At 34.6% G+C, this 17,333-nt stretch carries 16 protein-coding genes; 3 read left to right on the top strand and 13 right to left on the bottom strand.

Annotated elements, in window-relative coordinates; translation table 11 throughout:
- Positions 1-25 precede the first annotated feature (25 nt).
- The 4 genes from NST49_RS00900 to ald form a co-directional block, all read right to left on the bottom strand.
- Positions 26-1,201 carry an FtsW/RodA/SpoVE family cell cycle protein gene (locus NST49_RS00900; RefSeq protein ID WP_034538238.1) on the bottom strand — a complete coding sequence of 392 codons (1,176 nt, stop codon included), beginning with the start codon at positions 1,199-1,201 and terminating at the stop codon, positions 26-28.
- A gap of 167 nt (positions 1,202-1,368) precedes the next feature.
- Entirely contained in the window at positions 1,369-2,364 is a 996-nt protein-coding gene (locus tag NST49_RS00905) for a YihY/virulence factor BrkB family protein (protein ID WP_341048637.1), read from the bottom strand.
- 163 nt (positions 2,365-2,527) lie between these two features.
- On the bottom strand, positions 2,528-2,758 hold the full coding sequence (locus NST49_RS00910; RefSeq protein ID WP_023176905.1) for a DUF2969 family protein: 231 nt from the start codon (positions 2,756-2,758) through the stop codon (positions 2,528-2,530).
- A gap of 111 nt (positions 2,759-2,869) precedes the next feature.
- Positions 2,870-3,988 (bottom strand): alanine dehydrogenase, encoded by a 1,119-nt coding sequence (gene ald / locus NST49_RS00915; protein ID WP_023176903.1) that lies wholly within the window; start codon positions 3,986-3,988, stop codon positions 2,870-2,872.
- A 241-nt stretch (positions 3,989-4,229) separates the two neighbouring features.
- On the opposite strand from ald, the gene NST49_RS00920 reads away from it, so the two are divergent.
- Together NST49_RS00920 and NST49_RS00925 are read left to right on the top strand one after the other, a co-directional pair.
- Positions 4,230-4,598 carry a hypothetical protein gene (locus tag NST49_RS00920; RefSeq protein ID WP_034538235.1) on the top strand — a complete coding sequence of 123 codons (369 nt, stop codon included), beginning with the start codon at positions 4,230-4,232 and terminating at the stop codon, positions 4,596-4,598.
- Positions 4,599-4,763: 165 nt separating this feature from the next.
- Positions 4,764-5,906: a site-2 protease family protein gene (locus tag NST49_RS00925; protein WP_341046532.1), complete on the top strand. Its 1,143-nt coding sequence runs from the start codon at positions 4,764-4,766 to the stop codon at positions 5,904-5,906.
- A 139-nt stretch (positions 5,907-6,045) separates the two neighbouring features.
- On the opposite strand, the gene NST49_RS00930 is transcribed toward NST49_RS00925, so the two are convergent.
- Positions 6,046-6,339 (bottom strand): PfkB family carbohydrate kinase, encoded by a 294-nt coding sequence (locus NST49_RS00930; RefSeq protein WP_023176898.1) that lies wholly within the window; start codon positions 6,337-6,339, stop codon positions 6,046-6,048.
- A gap of 56 nt (positions 6,340-6,395) precedes the next feature.
- A complete protein-coding gene (locus NST49_RS00935) occupies positions 6,396-6,923 on the bottom strand; it encodes a UTRA domain-containing protein (RefSeq protein WP_341046538.1) in 528 nt (175 codons plus the stop codon).
- Positions 6,924-7,326: 403 nt separating this feature from the next.
- On the opposite strand from NST49_RS00935, the gene NST49_RS00940 reads away from it, so the two are divergent.
- Complete coding sequence (locus NST49_RS00940) at positions 7,327-9,333, top strand: KUP/HAK/KT family potassium transporter (protein ID WP_023176895.1); 2,007 nt, start codon at positions 7,327-7,329, stop codon at positions 9,331-9,333.
- 730 nt (positions 9,334-10,063) lie between these two features.
- On the opposite strand, the gene NST49_RS00945 is transcribed toward NST49_RS00940, so the two are convergent.
- From NST49_RS00945 to NST49_RS00975, 7 genes are all read right to left on the bottom strand, one after another.
- Complete coding sequence (locus NST49_RS00945) at positions 10,064-10,939, bottom strand: SU10 major capsid protein (RefSeq protein ID WP_341046543.1); 876 nt, start codon at positions 10,937-10,939, stop codon at positions 10,064-10,066.
- A gap of 30 nt (positions 10,940-10,969) precedes the next feature.
- Positions 10,970-11,449, bottom strand: a complete 480-nt coding sequence (locus NST49_RS00950) for a hypothetical protein (RefSeq protein WP_341046545.1) — start codon at positions 11,447-11,449, stop codon at positions 10,970-10,972.
- A 13-nt stretch (positions 11,450-11,462) separates the two neighbouring features.
- On the bottom strand, positions 11,463-11,612 hold the full coding sequence (locus NST49_RS00955; protein WP_341046547.1) for a hypothetical protein: 150 nt from the start codon (positions 11,610-11,612) through the stop codon (positions 11,463-11,465).
- 296 nt (positions 11,613-11,908) lie between these two features.
- The gene (locus NST49_RS00960; RefSeq protein WP_341046548.1) at positions 11,909-12,655 is read right to left on the bottom strand and encodes a hypothetical protein; all 747 of its coding nucleotides are present in this window, start codon (positions 12,653-12,655) and stop codon (positions 11,909-11,911) included.
- 32 nt (positions 12,656-12,687) lie between these two features.
- Positions 12,688-13,548 (bottom strand): hypothetical protein, encoded by an 861-nt coding sequence (locus NST49_RS00965; RefSeq protein ID WP_341046550.1) that lies wholly within the window; start codon positions 13,546-13,548, stop codon positions 12,688-12,690.
- Between the two features lie 824 nt (positions 13,549-14,372).
- Entirely contained in the window at positions 14,373-15,695 is a 1,323-nt protein-coding gene (locus NST49_RS00970; RefSeq protein ID WP_341046552.1) for a phage portal protein, read from the bottom strand.
- 24 nt (positions 15,696-15,719) lie between these two features.
- Positions 15,720-17,321 carry a terminase large subunit domain-containing protein gene (locus NST49_RS00975; protein WP_341046554.1) on the bottom strand — a complete coding sequence of 534 codons (1,602 nt, stop codon included), beginning with the start codon at positions 17,319-17,321 and terminating at the stop codon, positions 15,720-15,722.
- Positions 17,322-17,333 lie beyond the last annotated feature (12 nt).

The raw sequence follows: 17,333 nt of genomic DNA on the forward strand, positions 1-17,333 counted from the left end.
TAGTTCTAGTTCGTTATACTAGCTTTTATTTAAAGTCTTCATCTTCTTCTGAGAACATGTAACTACGGTAATGGTACCTCATGGACATGATCAGCCCAACACCCATCATATTCCCAAGCAATGCTGTTCCACCTTGAGAGATAAACGGCAATGGAATCCCTGTTAAAGGAAGTAATCCAATACTCATACCGACGTTTTCGAAAACATGGAATAAGATCATCATGATAACGCCCGTTGCGATATACGCATAAAATTCATTTTTCGTATCAAAACAAATGCGAATCATTTGATAAATCAATAAAAAGTAAATAAAAATCAAAATACAACTGCCGAGAAAACCAAAATTCTCTCCAATCGTAGAAAAAATCATATCTGATTCGCGAACGGGTACATAAACTTCTGAAGTTCCAAAACCTTTACCAAACATTTTTCCTGAACCAATCGCTTTAATACTTTGAATCAGTTGGTAGGATGCACCTCCCGAATCTCCATAAGGGTTCAGCCAAGAATCTATTCGAGAAAATTGATAAGGTTTAAAACCTAAACGCAATAAAAAATCGCGATTGTACACTACAAGAACGAGCAATGATGTACCAAGTGCGGCAACACCTGAAAATATAGGAAGAATAATTTTCCATGTAATTCCGGAAATCAATATTAAACCAATAATGATTGCAATAAACACCAATGTTGAACCTAAGTCATTTTGCATCATTACAAGTACCAAGGGAGGAACAGATGTTAAAATTATTTTTCCTAGTAATAAGAAGTCAGCTTTAGGGTAATGAGTTGAGTAATCGCCGTTGTGTTTTGTTACAACACGAGCCAGCATAAGAATAAAGGCAACTTTCATGATTTCCGAAGGCTGGAAGGTTAGTCGACCTAGCTTAAACCAGCTTTTTGCTCCGGTACTTAACTCAAGAGACCGATCATAAAAGAATAATACCAGCACTAACAGAAAGAGCCCTACACCATACGCTATTGGAGCAAGTTTCCACAACTGCTCCGAATCAAACTGCATAATCACGATAATCGCAACTGTACCCACTACGTACCAGATGATTTGCATCAATGTAGCACTGATCCCAGAGTTCCCAGTTAAATAAGTGGTTGAAAAGATAGTCGCAATACTAATGATTGCAAGCAACATGACGGATAAAATAATTCCGTAATCTATTTTTGTTTCTTTATTTTCTGTCATTTTTTAAAATTCTCCTTGTATCCTATCTATCAAAAATTTCTTTATCAAACTCAATCCATTATATAAGAAATCCTCCCTAAAAAAAAGGCTTCTCGTCTTTCTTAGAAAAAACTTACAGTGCTACTCTATTAAACCTGTATGTAGAAAAAAGAAAACTGAGTTTAGACTCAGTCTTCTTTTTGTTTTTCTACTGTTTTTACTTTAACTAATTTTTTGTGTTGAATCGAATCTGAACTGTCTGGATACTCTTTTTCTTTATCCTCTTTTTCAGCTTCATCCTTTTCAAGTTTCGCTTCATTGACAGATTCCCCGGTTTTGTATTCGAAATAAATCGTATTGATCAATCCACCAAGTAATAAGATTATAGCGGATAGATACAGCCAGAGCATTAACACAATGAATACTCCAAATGTTGCACTAGCAGCTGCTTCTCCTCCAGCATATTTAACATAAAGCGTAAAGGCTTGGGATAATATCAACCAGCCTACAGTTGCAAATATCGCTCCTGGAAGAGCATATTTAATATGCAACCGATGATTCGGTACTAAAAAGTAAACCATTGTAAGAACAAGAATCAAGACAACTAATAAAACCAACCATTTATAACCAAATACTTGCAGAACAAAGCCTAAATCGATTCCAACAAAGTCTTGAACAAACAATAAGATCTGTTCACCAAAAACAAAGATGAAAATCAGTGCCCCTACAATAGCTACTATAGCTAATTGAACTAGGAAAGAGACCAAACGAACAATAATAAAGTTATTTCTTTTTTCGACTCCATAAACGTCATTAAGAACATTTTGCAAGGCATTAAAAGCTTTACTTGCTGACCATAACGACGTGATCAGCCCAATAGAAATTGCTCCTCCACTTGAACTGCTCAAATAGCTTTCTAAAACTGGAGCTAAAACATTGTAAATATCTGGTGGCACAGCCGTCTCTAACATAGGAAGAATATCTCCAGCACTTATAGGAAAAAGCGGGATAATATTTGCTACAACCAATAGAATAGGAAATAACGATAATAAAGTAAAATAAGCAAGTTCTGCTGCATTTGAAGAAACTTCTGCTCGCGCCCAATTGGGTTTTGCGACTTCTACGAAAGTTTTGAGTTTATCTTTGAAAGAAACTTGTTTTGCATTCGTTGTCAAAACGATCACATCCTTTATATTATGTGTTATGTATAGAAAAAGCATAGCACAGATAGATTTAAAAAGCATTTAGGACGCTCTTTCACAAGAATATAAATAAAAAAAGGTCAATCCTAAAAAATAGAATTGGCCTTTTGAATTACCTTACAGGATACTAAATAAATAGACTTAGTTAGATTTGGTGTAAGTTGTATTCCATAACTAATTTATTTATGCCTTCATCAACAGTTTTAACTTTAGATTCTGTTCCTGAATTTGTCGTTACGATAACCGATTGACCTTCAACTTGTTGCAATTTGCCAATTTTTTCATCATTCACATAAAGCTCTAACTCAGTGAAACCTTCTTTATTATTTGGGGTTTCTTTTACTTCTACTTGAATTTTTTTATTTCCTTTTGCCATGCGAATGCTCCTTTTGCAGTTAGTTTCTCATTTAGTATACTGCATTTTTGAAAAAAATTCATTGATTTATTCATCTAAGCTGCTTTCAGTTTCATAAAAATTAGCGAATACTTAAATAAATGATGTCAAAGCTTCTTGATAAGGAAGGTTTAGTGATTCTGCGACTTCTTTTTGAGTTACCTTTCCATCCATCACATTAATACCTGTATAAATCGTTGAATTTTCTTTAGCTGCTTTGACTACTCCTTTATTCGCAATCTCAACGGCATAAGGAATGGTTACATTCGTTAAGGCTAATGTAGATGTTTTAGGCACAGCGCCTGGCATATTTGCAACAGCATAATGGACGATACCGTGTTTGACATAGACCGGGTCATCATGTGTCGTAACTTCTGAAGCCGTTTCAAAAATCCCACCTTGGTCTACTGCAATATCTACAATAACCGATCCATTTTCCATTGATTTAACCATTTCTTCTGTAACTAATGTTGGGGCTTTTGAACCAGGAATCAATACTGCTCCAATTGCCAAGTCAGCTTCTTTAACAGCTTTAGCAATATTGTATTCATTTGACATTAATGTGTTGATCCTGTTTTCAAATAAATCATCTAATTCTTCCAGACGTTTCGGATTCACATCTAAAATAGTCACTTCTGCTCCTAATCCGATAGCGATTTTAGCAGCATTCGTTCCTGAAACTCCACCACCAATAATCGTTACTTTCCCTTTTTGAACTCCAGGTACACCACTCAACAGTATTCCTTTTCCTTGATTGACGCTTTCAAGAAACTCTGCCCCAACCTGTGCAGCCATTCTTCCGGCAATTTGACTCATAGGGGTTAAAAGTGGCAATGTGCCATCTTTTCCAGCCATCGTTTCATAGCCGATAGCTGTCACTCCAGCTTTCATCAATTCTTTTGTTAACTCTAGAGATGGAGCTAAGTGCAAATAAGTGAAAAGTATCATGCCTTCTTTAAAATACTGATACTCACTTGGGATAGGTTCTTTTACTTTAATGATCATTTCAGCATTACCCCAAATTTGCTCAGCTTCTTCCAATATAACGGCACCTGCTAATCGGTATTCTTTATCAAGAAAACCAGCTGTCTCTCCTGCATTTTCTTCGATCACAACTTCGTGCCCATTTTCTACAAGACTTTTTACACCGGCTGGAGAAATGGCCACCCGACTTTCATTATTTTTAATTTCTTTTGGTATACCGATCTTCATAGTGATTTCCTCCTAATTTTTACTACCTGTTCTACTTCTCTATTACTATTGTAACGCTGAATCAGACAGAACCCAAATTTTGACACTTTTGTTTTTTTCTTTTTATTAATTTAACTGTCTACATGATATTAGACATATTTTGTCCACATTACCCATTTATTTATAGTTGTCATTGAAAAAATATTTTCATTTCTTAAGGAATATTATATAATCAATTATCGTGATTGTGGAGGTGGAACTTGTGTTAATTGATATTAACGATAATTTTTTCAATGAGTTACAAGAAGTTTCAGATTCGCTAAATATAACTATTGGAGAATACTTAGAAAATCTTCATGAAAAAAACCAAAAACTGAAAATGATTTTATTAGAAGATAAAGAAGGCTTCGAAAAATTCTTAAAGGAATACCATGTTATTTTAGATGATTTAGTTATGCTTAATCCAGAAGCTTTAGCCATTTTAAATGAAAACAGTAATCCTGAAATTATGAAACCTGTATTTATTCAACTTTTAAAAATAGCTAATGGGGATATTAGTGTATTAACTAAACTATATGATACTTATCTTGAACAGTCTCAAACAGCTTTGGATTTTTCTACGGCAGACTAATTTATAATTGAATGTTAAAAAGATCTACAAATCCTTTTAACCTAATAACGATGATTGTATTTTTTTACAGTCATCGTTTTTTCTAAACAATTTATCAGCTTTTTGTTCCATCCGTTCAATATTGTTATTAACCGAAGTAAAAAAACATACCCTAGGAGGAAATTAATGGCGCTAAACAATCTATCTAAAAAGAAAAAAAGTAAGTTCTATAACAATATGCTTTTAGCAGGAGGATCTATTTTTACCGGGATAGCGATTGGCATTTTTGCTGCCGTATTCTTTCCATTCCTCAACTTTGAGATCAACCTATTTGTCTTGATTGGTGGTGTACTATTCTTCTTTATTAGTTTTTTCATACATATTTTACTTCATGAAACTGGTCACCTTATCTTTGGATTATTAACAGGATATACCTTCGTCTCATTTCGAATCGGTACGTTAACGATCATAAAAGAAAAAGGCAAATTAAAACGCAAACGATTCCATTTACCAGGGACCGGTGGACAATGTTTGATGTCTCCGCCAGACTATTCTACCGACCACTTTCCATTTGTCTTGTATAATTTGGGTGGAGTTTTCATCAATCTACTCTTTTCAGTTATTCCCTTGATCCTTACTTTAACTATTGAAGGTCTTTCTCTACCAGTCTTATCTTTATGCCTGTTATTCGCTGGTTCAGCCTTACTCACAGCTTTAACAAATGGTATTCCTATGAAAATAGGCGGAATGCCAAATGACGGATACAATCTTCTTTCCATCCTAAAAGAGGAAGAAAATAAAAAAGCTTTCTTTATTCAATTAAAAGTAAATGCACTAATGACAGAAGGCTCACGCTTAAAAGATATTCCTTTAGAAAACATTCAATTAAAAGGAAATCCTCAATTCTCTAATTTATTAGCCATTTCTGTTTACCTGTTGGAATACAATTGGTATTTAGACAATTTAAAATTAGGTATTGCAAAACAAAAATTAGATGCTTTTCTCCCTCACTTAGAAAACTTGCCATTATTTTATAGACATGAGTTAAATTGCGAGCGTTTATTTTTAGTATTAAGTGAACAACCACAGAATCCAAATCTAATACAAGAAATATATGATGAAGATTTACAGCAGTTCATTAAAAAGACTCCTTACTTGCCAAGTAAAAAACGCCTCATGATGGCATACGAAGGGTTCTATTGTAAGAACTATCAAAAAGCTATAGACTACTACGAAGAACTGAAAACAACTGCCTCCATGTATCCTGTAAGGGGAGAAGCTGAAATGGAATTAATGTTAGGCGAATGGATTAAATCAAAATTGGTATAAATAGTTAAAAGCGGAATAGCTAAAAAAACTAATCACATGTCTATGATTAGTTTTTTTAGCTATTCCACTCTTTTTTTGGCTGAGATACATTGTGTTTGGAGATTCCCAAACGAGAAAAAGCTCCTAAATTCTAACAGTATCACCTCAAAAGGTTGTTTCGATTTCCATTCATGTACTCTTCAACTATTTTTTTGCTTACCATTGGAGTATCTCCAAAAGTCGTATGTGCAAGTACTGCATTCGAAATAACAAAGTCCACAGAACGTTCATCGGACCAATTTTCGATGAAACCTGTTATGATACCAGAAGCAAAAGCATCTCCTGTTCCTATTCTGTCTAGGATTTCCAATTTATATTCAGTACTAACTGAAAAGCCCTTATCGCTTCTAATAAATCCTTTTAATAACTGTTCTTCACCTTTATTTTCACGCAATGTTCCGGTAAATAGTTTGATACCAAATTTCTTTACAAAAGTTTCACTGACACTATTTAAACTTCGTAGTCAATAATATATGGATACTTATATGGATACTTATTTGTATCATATATGGCATACGAGACTTCAATCACTTCATTAAACGTACTAATTGTTTTTCTGACCCTTTTTAATAAGTGTGTATGGTCTATCTTTAATTTTTCTTTTATAGGTTCTTCAATTTTTACGACTTCAAAACTATCTTGAAAACGACTAACGTTTTTATCAAATTCTGCTAACCATTTATATAATGAAACACTTTCTGTTTGCTCCAAGGCCTCAATACTCCCTAAAACAGGAAGGAAATGTTCAAAATAAATATAAGGTTCCCCATTCAAATAATAAATTCTGGTTAATTTATATGACTTTTCCTTAAATGTTTTACGTATAAGATCATCTTCATTTATAGTTTGTACTTCTTCAATAGATAGTATTTCTTTTTTCAACGTGTTGCCGCTTAGTTCAATAATACTCGAAAAAGAAGCTGCTTTAGGAAGTTTGTTAAATAAGCGATCGCTTATGACTGTCGTACCTTTCCTCATTTCCATTTCATTCCTAATTCATTAAAAACATTATAATGTTTCCATAAATATACCAATATTAAGCGGTTTATTCAAAAAAAACTCTTTACTACTTATTGTCTAGTTTTTAATATAGGGAATAAAAAATTAGACAATACCGTAATAAATTTTGACCCCCCAAAAAAAATCAGATGTGTATTGACTTAGTGTTAGAAATTCATATAATAAAGTAGTCATATTAAATCGAATAAAAAACTGCTCATAGGGGAGTAGCAAGCACAATTTATTGTGTGGTTAAATCAACTAATATGCGTTACTAAAACGCTGGTTTAACAACAAATTGCAAGACCTATGTATAAATTTTGTTATAAATTTATACATGGGTCTTGTTTTTTTTCGACGAACAATTGGAGGAATAGATTAAATGGAATCTAAAGTTGATTCAACACAGAAAAAAAAACTGACGATTGGCGGGTTATTTATTACGCTTGGCGTTGTCTATGGAGATATTGGCACCTCTCCACTATATGTAATGAAAGCACTCATTCATGGTAATGACGGGTTAGCAAATATATCAGATGAGTTTATTTATGGATCTTTATCTCTCGTATTTTGGACGCTGACCTTATTAACAACGATCAAATACGTCAGTATAGCTTTAAGAGCGGACAATCATGGAGAAGGCGGTATCTTTTCTCTGTATACACTCATTAGAAAAAAAGCTAAGTGGTTGATTGTCCCTGCGATGATTGGTGGAGCTACGCTTTTGGCAGATGGGATTTTAACACCAGCTGTCACAGTTACAACTGCTGTTGAAGGGTTAAGAGGAATTCCCTCTTACATAGAGCATTTTGGCTCTAGTCAAAATACAGTTTTGTTGATTACAATTATCATTATTAGTTTTTTATTTATGATCCAACGATTTGGTACAGAAGTGATTGGACGTCTTTTTGGTCCAATTATGTTTCTTTGGTTTTTAATGTTAGCTGTTCTAGGTGTACTCAATACATTAGGAAACTGGGATATTTTAAGATCCTTATCGCCTTATTATGGGATAAAGCTCTTATTAAGTGAGGAAAACAAATCAGGCTTTTTAATTCTTGGTAGTATATTTTTAGCAACCACCGGAGCAGAAGCTCTTTATTCTGATTTAGGTCACGTAGGACGAAAAAACATTTATGCTTCATGGCCATTTGTAAAATTAAGCTTACTACTGAATTATTTTGGTCAAGGTGCCTGGTTGTTGTCTGTAAAAGATAAACCGTCTTTCCAACATATTGAAGAAATAAATCCTTTCTTTGAAATGATGCCAGCAAGTTTCCGGATTATTGGCGTAGTTTTTGCAACATTGGCAGCCATTATCGCTTCACAAGCGTTAATTTCCGGATCATATACGCTTGTTTCTGAAGCCATTAAATTAAATCTATGGCCGCGTTTACAGATTATTTATCCAACAAATACGAAAGGCCAGCTTTATATTCCTGTCATTAATTCTATTTTATGGGCTGCTTGTATTGGTGTAGTCCTCTACTTTAGAACCTCTGAACATATGGAAGCAGCTTATGGATTAGCCATCACAATCACTATGTTGATGACGACAATTTTACTGTACAATTATTTGATTTATCGAAACGTATCTCATTTCATCTCGCTTATTGTCTTATTCTTCTTTGGCGGATTGGAAACAATGTTCTTTTTATCCAGTGCAACCAAACTATTTCATGGAGGATTTGTAACAGTTCTTATTGCCCTTATTATCTTAAGTATTATGGTAATCTGGCACAAAGCTTATGTTATTGAACATAACGTCGCAAAAGAGGTATCTCTTGTTGATCATGTCAGTCGACTAGAGGCCGTAAAAGCAGATTACAGCATTCCATTATATGCTACTAACCTTGTTTATCTGACCAGCAAATCTAGACCTGGGAAAGTCGATAGTGAAGTGATGTATTCCATTTTTGATAAACAACCAAAGCGAGCAGAAGTTTACTGGTTTATTAATGTTGAAGTTACTGATGAACCAAGGACTATGGAATATGTGGTTGAGAATTTTGGAACAGACTCCGTGATAAAAGTTAAGTTACGTCTAGGTTTCAGGATGGAACAAAAAATCAGCACGTATATGCGACAAGTTGTTATTGATTTAATGAAATCGGGCGATATAAATAAACAACCACAAAAATGGTCAATCAATGAATTCAATCGTAATGTAGGAGACTTTTGTTTTGTGATTGTTCGAGAAGAGTTATCCACAGATACTGAACTTTCGGCTTTAAATCGTTTTATTATGCAAACTAAATTATCTATAAAAAAATTAGCTGTCTCACCGGTTAAATGGTTTGGTCTGGAGTACACCGATGTAAAAATTGAACATGTCCCCTTGTTACTAGGCAAACGAAAAAAAACTCGTTTAAAAAGAGTTTACTCATAGAAAATAACACATATAGAAGGTTGTTTATTGACTCGTTCATTGTATCTGGCTTTTCTACAATAACTATTTCTCGACTTGAGACAAACGATTTAATCGATCTAAACTCAAGTCGTTGCATGTAAAAAATAAATGTCTGACCTTTGAAAAAGGTGAGCAGAATGTGAGCAAAGGTATGAATTTGCAATATAATTTAATATTATTGGCCAAAATAAAAAAACATCAATAGTGTTGTTAGATCACCATTTTTTAGCACCTAATTAAAAAAATAAAGCTATTCCAAGCAATTCAATCAAAAAAAACGTGCAAACATTGATTTAACAATGTTTGCACGTTTTTTAAATTAAAACATTTTATGGAAGCGAGGGGAGTCGAACCCCTGTCCAAATATATCGGCACCTAGACGTCTAAAGCCTAAGCACCAACAATAAATTGAGTAATGAATATACGAACTACATCGAACCTCACTTAAAACTTACCATTTTTATTCTTTTATTGCAATAAATTTATGTAAAACAAAAAAAGCGAACATATAATTAAATATGCTCGCTTTTTAATATGTTACTAGTTTTTTTGAAGCGGACTAGCAACCGCTAGTAGGAAGGAACCAGCTTCCTACTTTGTTTTTATTAAAAAAGAAGTCATGATGATGTGAACGCATAAACAAAACTTATTTATTAATTATGTTTTTATGTTTTTGTGTTTGTGCTTTTTAAGCTTAAAAAACCTTTAATTATACTGCTGGAGTAAAGTTTAAGACTGCAACTGCTTTTTTACTTGCACACTCAAGTGTCAATTCTCCAATAATTTGACCAGAGATTTTATCTCCGAGTTTTGCTAACTCTTCATAATGAGGCTCACGCAACATAGCAAGTTTTAAAGCGTCAATATTGACTGCGATTACTTGATTTTTCGGAACAAATCTATCTAAAACTACGTTGATAGTTCCAAAAGAAGTTTGAATTTCATCTACTACAATACCAAACTCATTAGTTTTGTGTACGTATGAATACTTATCGGCAAAGATTTCGTCAATGGCTTCTTTCATATCAGCATTTACGAATGCGTAAAATTCGCCTTCTTCGTTACCTGCTTCAAACAAAGCTTTAGCTAAAGATCGAATATCTTTCTCAGTAATTACGCTATCAGCTTCAATAGTGTTACCTACCCAATTGATTAAACCATCCATCGTACGTGCTTCTCCGTTTGAACCGTCATTCTTAGAACCGCTTAACAAAGCTTTTTCAATCGCGATAGCAATCTCAACTTGTCGGTCGTTGATTTCTGAAAGTAATAAGTCTGTAACGCCTGTTTCAGTTGTAGCTTGTGCAGTTCCACTAACTTCTGTACCTTTTAAGAAGATTTGTGTAACGTTGTTTAACTCTTTTCTACCGCTATTCACGAATGAAGGAATTGCACCTTCGAGTGCTGTTGCGTTTGAGTTATCTAGAGTTTTTTCTCTCCATACATGATATTTAGCACCTGCTGTAATTTTGCGCCCACCTTGTAACAAAAGCGAAAACAGCGGTGTAGCCTTAGGAGAAACCAAACCAATCGTATCTGATAAATTAATATTTTCTTGTGTAGTTAATTTTGTTGTATCTAACATTTAATAACCATTCCATTTCTATTTTTATTTTTACCCCAAACGGGCTTTTAACATTTCTCGAGGATTTCTATTTTTTTTAGCAAGTGCATAAGCATAAGCGTCTGTATTCGTGTGGTTGGTTGGTTGATACGTTTTTTCAACCTCGTAATCTTCCAACAAAGCTTTTAACTCTTTAACTTTAGCTTGTAAGCTGTCGTTATCGTCAACTTCAACACTAATAAAACTAGCAAACTTCTCAAGTCCTGCTTCTTTCAACTCTGCTTTTACCTCACGTTGCCATAAAGCTTCTAAGCGTGTTTGTAACGCTGTTTCTTTGTCGTCTGGTTGCTCTGGTGTTTCCTCTTCTAAGTCCTCTGGTTGTTCTGGTTGTTCTACTGCTTCTGGTTGTTCTTCTTCAACTTCTTCTGCTGGTGCTTCGAGTTGCTCTTTTAATTCTGCATTTTCTGCTTTTAACGCTTCAAGTTGTTCTTGTAACTCTTCAAGTGTCAATTCTTTTTCTTCTTCATTCAATTTCTTATCCTCCTTATTGCTGTTTCAAGCTTTCAATAATTACTTGCTGATTTTGTGTTTGTATTTCTAGTATGTTTAATGTTATGTTTTTGGCTTTATCATTTATGCTGGTTAGAAGACTTAAAACCTCTTCTAAATTAAATTCTGGTATTTCTTTATTCATTTTTCATCTTCCTTTTCAAAATTATTTAAAATTATTTATTCAAAATTGTTCTAAATTTTAAGACAAAATAAAAAAGCTCTTTACAAGTCGAAATAACGGGAGAGTAAAAAACGACTTGTAAATGCTTTTAATAAAAACGTTATGGTCCAACTTGGAAGAAAAACCATAGCTATAAGTTAGTTTCAAGATGGCATATCTATTACTTAACTTACACCTATTATACCATAAAGTAAGCGCTTTCTCAAGTTCTCTAACACGCCTACGTACTAGCGTTTATAAGCTGTTTCAAGGTCATTTTAACCCCACGAACCGCCATCATATTCTGGGACTTCTAGCTCTTCAACTGGTACAACACCGTCTGGGAACACTTTGAGCATTGTATCGTCAATTCGATCCTGCCAATCATCTGGTGGATAGTCTTGCCATGCAATGCCGTTTTCCACGTCAACATAGTCATTTAAAAGAGTTTGCTTGAACGTTAATTCAAGCACTCCTTTGCTGACCGTTGAAACGCCTAAAGCTTCATAAAGGAAACCACCAAAAACTATTTGAACCTCGCTACCTTGTTGTAGTAGCGCTTGAATGCGTCTTGTTTTTTGGTTGTCTGTCACGAATACATGTATCTCGCTTGCTAAAGTGTCGCCACCTAAAATTTTATTATAGTTCCCTACAAAATCACCCGTCAAACTTACTACGGCTGGAACCTTCAACAAATATTTTACGGGTCTAAGGCCGTCTTTGTCTTCTAAGTCCTTCAAGTTGAAAGTAACCTCATGTTCTGCGAGTGTTATCAAGCCTTTGTGACTGTTCACTCGTGGCACAACCATGGGACTTTGCAATAACCAATGAAGGTTTTTATAGTAGACCGTTGCGCCACGTTCAAAAGGTTCTTTTGTGCTTATAAAAATATCATTCTTAGTTTTAATACTTTTTTGTTGGCTTATGATAGCTTGATAGGGCAAACCATTTACAAATATTTGTTGCCCTGCGGATTGAAGCATAAACTCAAAATCTTTTGTGTTATTTTCAAATATATTAAACATTTTTTATCTCCTTTCCTTTATAGATTATCTTGTTACATAAACAAATTGAAAAAGTTACTCGGCTCGCTGTCATCTGTCGGCATTGTACGAATTTGATTCTGTAACTGCTCGATACGATTTTGTAAGTTTTTTGAAAATGAAGAAATAGAAATATCGTCTTGTTTATAATCTTTTAACAACGTTGGATTGTTCGCTAAAGCATTTAAGCTGGATAAAGCCGTCTCATAAATTTTTCTTTTAGCGCTGTTACTTGCTGGGTTGTACTCTTCTTCTGGTTGCAAGCCGTTTTCTTGAAGGTAAACAGAAATTTTTTCATATGGAAAATCAATGCCTTCAACCTCTAAATTTAATCTTTCTAAGTTTGTCATAAGTAATTCACTTCTTTCTAGTTTATTTTTTCGTGCTAGTTGCTCGTATGAAGCCATTACAAGCTTATTTATTGTTTGTTGTTGTTCTGGTAGGTTTATTTGTTGGTTGTCACAAAGCCACACGCAACCATAAGTAAAAACAAAGTTAAAAGCTTGCAACGTTTGCTTGTTGCTGACTGTTACGCCTTTCAACTTGTTGTGTTTGCTGTCCGTTGTTCTGTACTGGCTTACCGTCCATTCAACTGGTAAAATATCCATATCGTTTAAAAGACTTTCTGCAACAATCGGAAACAAAAAATTGTACTGGTCGGTAGATATTAAAGCACGCTGGCATTTAATCGGTATCAAGCTAGGAAACCTACTATAAACAAGTTTCTCTAGTTTCTCAGGATCGATTTTGTTTGTTGGTGCTTCTAAGATGGATTCTAAGGACGTTTCGACTTTGTTTGTTAGCTCTCGTCTGTAAAGGAAGTTTAGAACACGTTTGAATAGTTTTTGAAGTGGTAGGAGTGGTAAAAGTAACATAGTTGGAGCCTTCTTTCTTTTTGTTATTGGTTGTTGGAGCTGGAAAAGCTAAATTTTTTCGAGTGAGTGTTTTTGGGTATGCTCTAGCCCCTCCAAAGCAAGTTAGGGTATCGCAACCGCTCGCTTCCCAACAACCCAACACAAAAACACAACCCAACTTGCATTTTAAGGCTGTTTTACACGTCATTTTAGAAGGTTTACAGCCGTTTACGCCTACTTACACATTCAACCTTAAACGCCCTAAAACGTCGTATTAAATCACGTTAAATGTATGATGGTTTTATGATTGAAATAGGCTTGAAAACCTTGCATAAAACGTTTCTTTTATACAATACAAGTTAAAACCAAAACTTCTAAAACACTTGCTGATACATGAAATTACGTAAAATCATGTATCGAGAATCCTTTAACAGCAAGGTTGTCATTTTAGAAACACTCCAAATACATGATTACGTTTATTTTATCTCATAATCGTGTATCGTGAATGTTGCTATAATAGCTTTAAATAAATGTATAGTTAAGAGAAAACTAAAGGAGTTGAAAGACTAGATAAGATTGCTTGCTGGTGCTGTTAGTTGGGCTGGTTGATTGGTCGGGCTGGGTCTTGCTGGGAGGCTCGTTTCTTTGTTTGGTCTATTGGTATAGACCGATTACTTTATCTGTATAGTGTTTTTATTAATAGTATACAAAAACCCTACAACCTCAACGTTTCCGCCCACTATTTAAAAATAAATTAAACTAAATGCTTTAACTCCAACCAATAAATATCAATCCAAACTACCCCCAAAACACCAGCCACTTAACACCACTATGCAACCAGCCTTCTACTCTTCTACTGTCTTATCCTCTACTACTTTAGATACATTCAACCGTTCCAATTCTTGTGCCGTATTAGAAATATAAGGATTGATTTCTATAGCAGTTTCATTACTAATCGCACCAATACCCTTAAGACTAACAAGGTTGTCTATAATTTCCGTTTCATTTTGCGGTTTACTGTAATTAAACACAACGTCAAGGCTGTCTCTATCATCTTCTGTAAACTCAATTCCTTTACGGTTTAGCAACTCAAACACCTTTTCAAATCTACTTTCAAGTCCATTTCTCAAATACTTTTCGTTCATTTTTCCTTTCATGTCTGCCAAAGTAAAAAGGATTTTCATTGACGTTTCAGAAAGGTTACTTACGTCCGAATTGTTCAAACTTACCGCTGGAGTGCTTGAAATGTTCAATAATTCTTGTTTCAAAGTATTATAAATCGTCTCAAAAGCCTTCTCGTTCAAGTTCACACTAACAAGCTTGAAGTCTGCGTCATCGTCTAACTGTAAGCCACCACCTACTATATGCGGATTAATTCCGCCACCTGTTAACTGCTGACCTGTTATAACTGGGATGGCATTATGGTGCTTATAGAAGGAGTCACTAAACTTACTAAGAATATCTTCCATTTGGTCAATGATTCCTGCAAAGTCGTCGAGATCACTTTTCCCAAACAAAGGATTGATTTCATTTACATTGTGATAGTGGATAGGCAACCCACCTGCGTTTTTGCTTTTACTAATCAAGTGTAGTTTTCCAGTTCCAATCGTAGAATACTTTTGGACTTCTGTTTCCGAAAACAAAATGAAATACTCGTTTGCCTCTTCACCTGCAACGTAGTGTTCAATAAAACTTACAAGTTCTCCTTCGTCGTCGTAAACTGGATAGGCATTCTCATTTTCAATTACCTTACTTTTAATTGCTTTGCTTTTTGAATCCACAAACAAAATCTCGTACGCGTCACCGAACTTAATCATGTTACCTAACAACCTAAAATCAACATCATCATACTGTCCTTTTTTGTAGACACGCTTCATTTCTTTAGCTACATCTTCCGAACCTGTTATGGTCAATCTGTTACCTAAAAGATATGTCTGGCTTAAATTTAAAATTAAGGAACCATACTGTAAAAGTATTTTTTTAGGCTGGTACGGTTGACCATTATACTGCTCTACTACCCTATCCATGATGGCGTGCTTACCATTTAAATACTTCTTAGTTTTAATAACCTCAAGCACACGCTTTTGGTGGTGGAACTGTTTTACCTCTTCCGTAAACCACAAAGGATTGTCATTGTGATTGATCTTGATATACTCGTTTAAATCCATTTCTTTTTACTTCCCTTCTTATTACTACACATACCATTTATTATTCTTGATTCCTTGTATCGCCAAGCCCAACGCAATAACACTATCATCATGGTTTTGGTCGCCCCTTTTGTTCCCTGTCTTCCCGTTGTCTTCTATGAATATCTGCATTTGTTCTAGTGTCTCTACACAATTTACTAGTATAATGCTCTCCTCGAATTGTTCCTTCAAATCACTAATCATGATACTTTTACTTTTATTCGTTGTATCCCAACCTAGACGTTTACGAGTACGTCCGCTATTTTGGTCAAAGATTTTCATCTTGAATAGATTCATATATTGATATTCGTTTCTCAATCTTTCTAAAATAGGAATTCCGTATCCATTTCTTTCCACGGTCGTAAATGAATTATTGTACCAACGTCCAATATCATTAATCACACTTGCAAACTTATGAACACTTACCTTATTATCGTAAAATGAAAGAACTTGCTTGCCTGTTTCATCTAATATACTGATAGTGCTATAGTCTTTTGAGCTTCCCGAACTAACATCGCAACCCGCATAATACCTCATTCCTGCTTGTGGTAACTCAAACACATTCAAAGCCTTTCTACTTACATAAGGTTTCAAACTAACTGGTAAGCTCGCACCTATCTCCTGTACTGTCATAGGAGGCATTACATAAGGCAAACGGCTTACAATCTTACTTGTGTCAAACACGCTTTGACCGGTCGATATAAAGGCTTCTAGCGCATTGCTAGGATATTCTTGCTTAAAACTGTTCTCGCTAGTACCTCCAGAAAGCTTCCATTGACGCCATTGTAATTGACGTAAATTTGCACCCATTTCAAGTAAAATTTGTTCGTCATTATCTAGCCAGTCACCACTCAAACGCCTATGGTACGTTGCTTTAAACCAGCGTTCAGCTTCATCATAATCACTCTTAAACTGCTTTTTGTATGCGCTTGCAAACCACGGAAAAAAGAAAGTTTTGTATCTACTTTTTCCTTTAGAAGCGTTACTATATAACGTTTGCATATAATTAAAGCCGTTTGCTGTCGTTTCAATTACTAGCTTTGAAGTATCATTCTTTGCAAGCGCCTGTTCAATACTAAGTAAAAGTTTTTCTTGATTCGAATAAAACGCAAACTCTGACAGCAATACATATTCAAGATTAAGTCCTCGTCCTAAATCTTTGTTTCCGGCCACGGCCAAAGTTAAAGTTGACCCGTTTTCAAAACGTAATTGTCCGCGGTTGTTCTGAATATCTTTAGAAAATTTGTATTTGTCATGTGGTAACCCTGCATACATATCCTTTAATTTATCAAATAAACTAGTAGCACTATCCTGCTTATAACTAACAATTAAGTAGTTTGTACGTGGCTTATTCAATGCTGACCAAAGACAATAAGCCAAACTAAAAGTAGTGAAACCCAACTGTCTACTTTTCAAAATAATATTGAATTTGTCCATATTATCTAAAAAATATTTTTGCTGTTCGTTAATTTTAAACGGTATATAATTATTCAAGTTGTCCGTAATCTTTACAAAATTAAGAAGCCATCTCTCTGGGTCGGCATTGATAGCTTCCAACTTCTTAGCTGTCTTACTGCTTACTTTTGTTTTTACCTTGCTAGTCGCCAATCAAAGCAACCT

It is taken from the genome of Carnobacterium sp. FSL W8-0810, from assembly GCF_038007125.1.
GTDB classification, from domain to species: Bacteria; Bacillota; Bacilli; order Lactobacillales; family Carnobacteriaceae; genus Carnobacterium_B; species Carnobacterium_B inhibens.

Coding starts and splice junctions, on each gene's coding strand:
- NST49_RS00900 (WP_034538238.1), bottom strand. CDS start 1,201: ATGACAGAAAATAAAGAAACAAAAATAGATTACGGAATTATTTTATCC.
- NST49_RS00910 (WP_023176905.1), bottom strand. CDS start 2,758: ATGGCAAAAGGAAATAAAAAAATTCAAGTAGAAGTAAAAGAAACCCCA.
- ald (WP_023176903.1), bottom strand. CDS start 3,988: ATGAAGATCGGTATACCAAAAGAAATTAAAAATAATGAAAGTCGGGTG.
- NST49_RS00925 (WP_341046532.1), top strand. CDS start 4,764: ATGGCGCTAAACAATCTATCTAAAAAGAAAAAAAGTAAGTTCTATAAC.
- NST49_RS00935 (WP_341046538.1), bottom strand. CDS start 6,923: ATGAGGAAAGGTACGACAGTCATAAGCGATCGCTTATTTAACAAACTT.
- NST49_RS00940 (WP_023176895.1), top strand. CDS start 7,327: ATGGAATCTAAAGTTGATTCAACACAGAAAAAAAAACTGACGATTGGC.
- NST49_RS00945 (WP_341046543.1), bottom strand. CDS start 10,939: ATGTTAGATACAACAAAATTAACTACACAAGAAAATATTAATTTATCA.
- NST49_RS00955 (WP_341046547.1), bottom strand. CDS start 11,612: ATGAATAAAGAAATACCAGAATTTAATTTAGAAGAGGTTTTAAGTCTT.
- NST49_RS00960 (WP_341046548.1), bottom strand. CDS start 12,655: ATGTTTAATATATTTGAAAATAACACAAAAGATTTTGAGTTTATGCTT.
- NST49_RS00965 (WP_341046550.1), bottom strand. CDS start 13,548: ATGTTACTTTTACCACTCCTACCACTTCAAAAACTATTCAAACGTGTT.
- NST49_RS00970 (WP_341046552.1), bottom strand. CDS start 15,695: ATGGATTTAAACGAGTATATCAAGATCAATCACAATGACAATCCTTTG.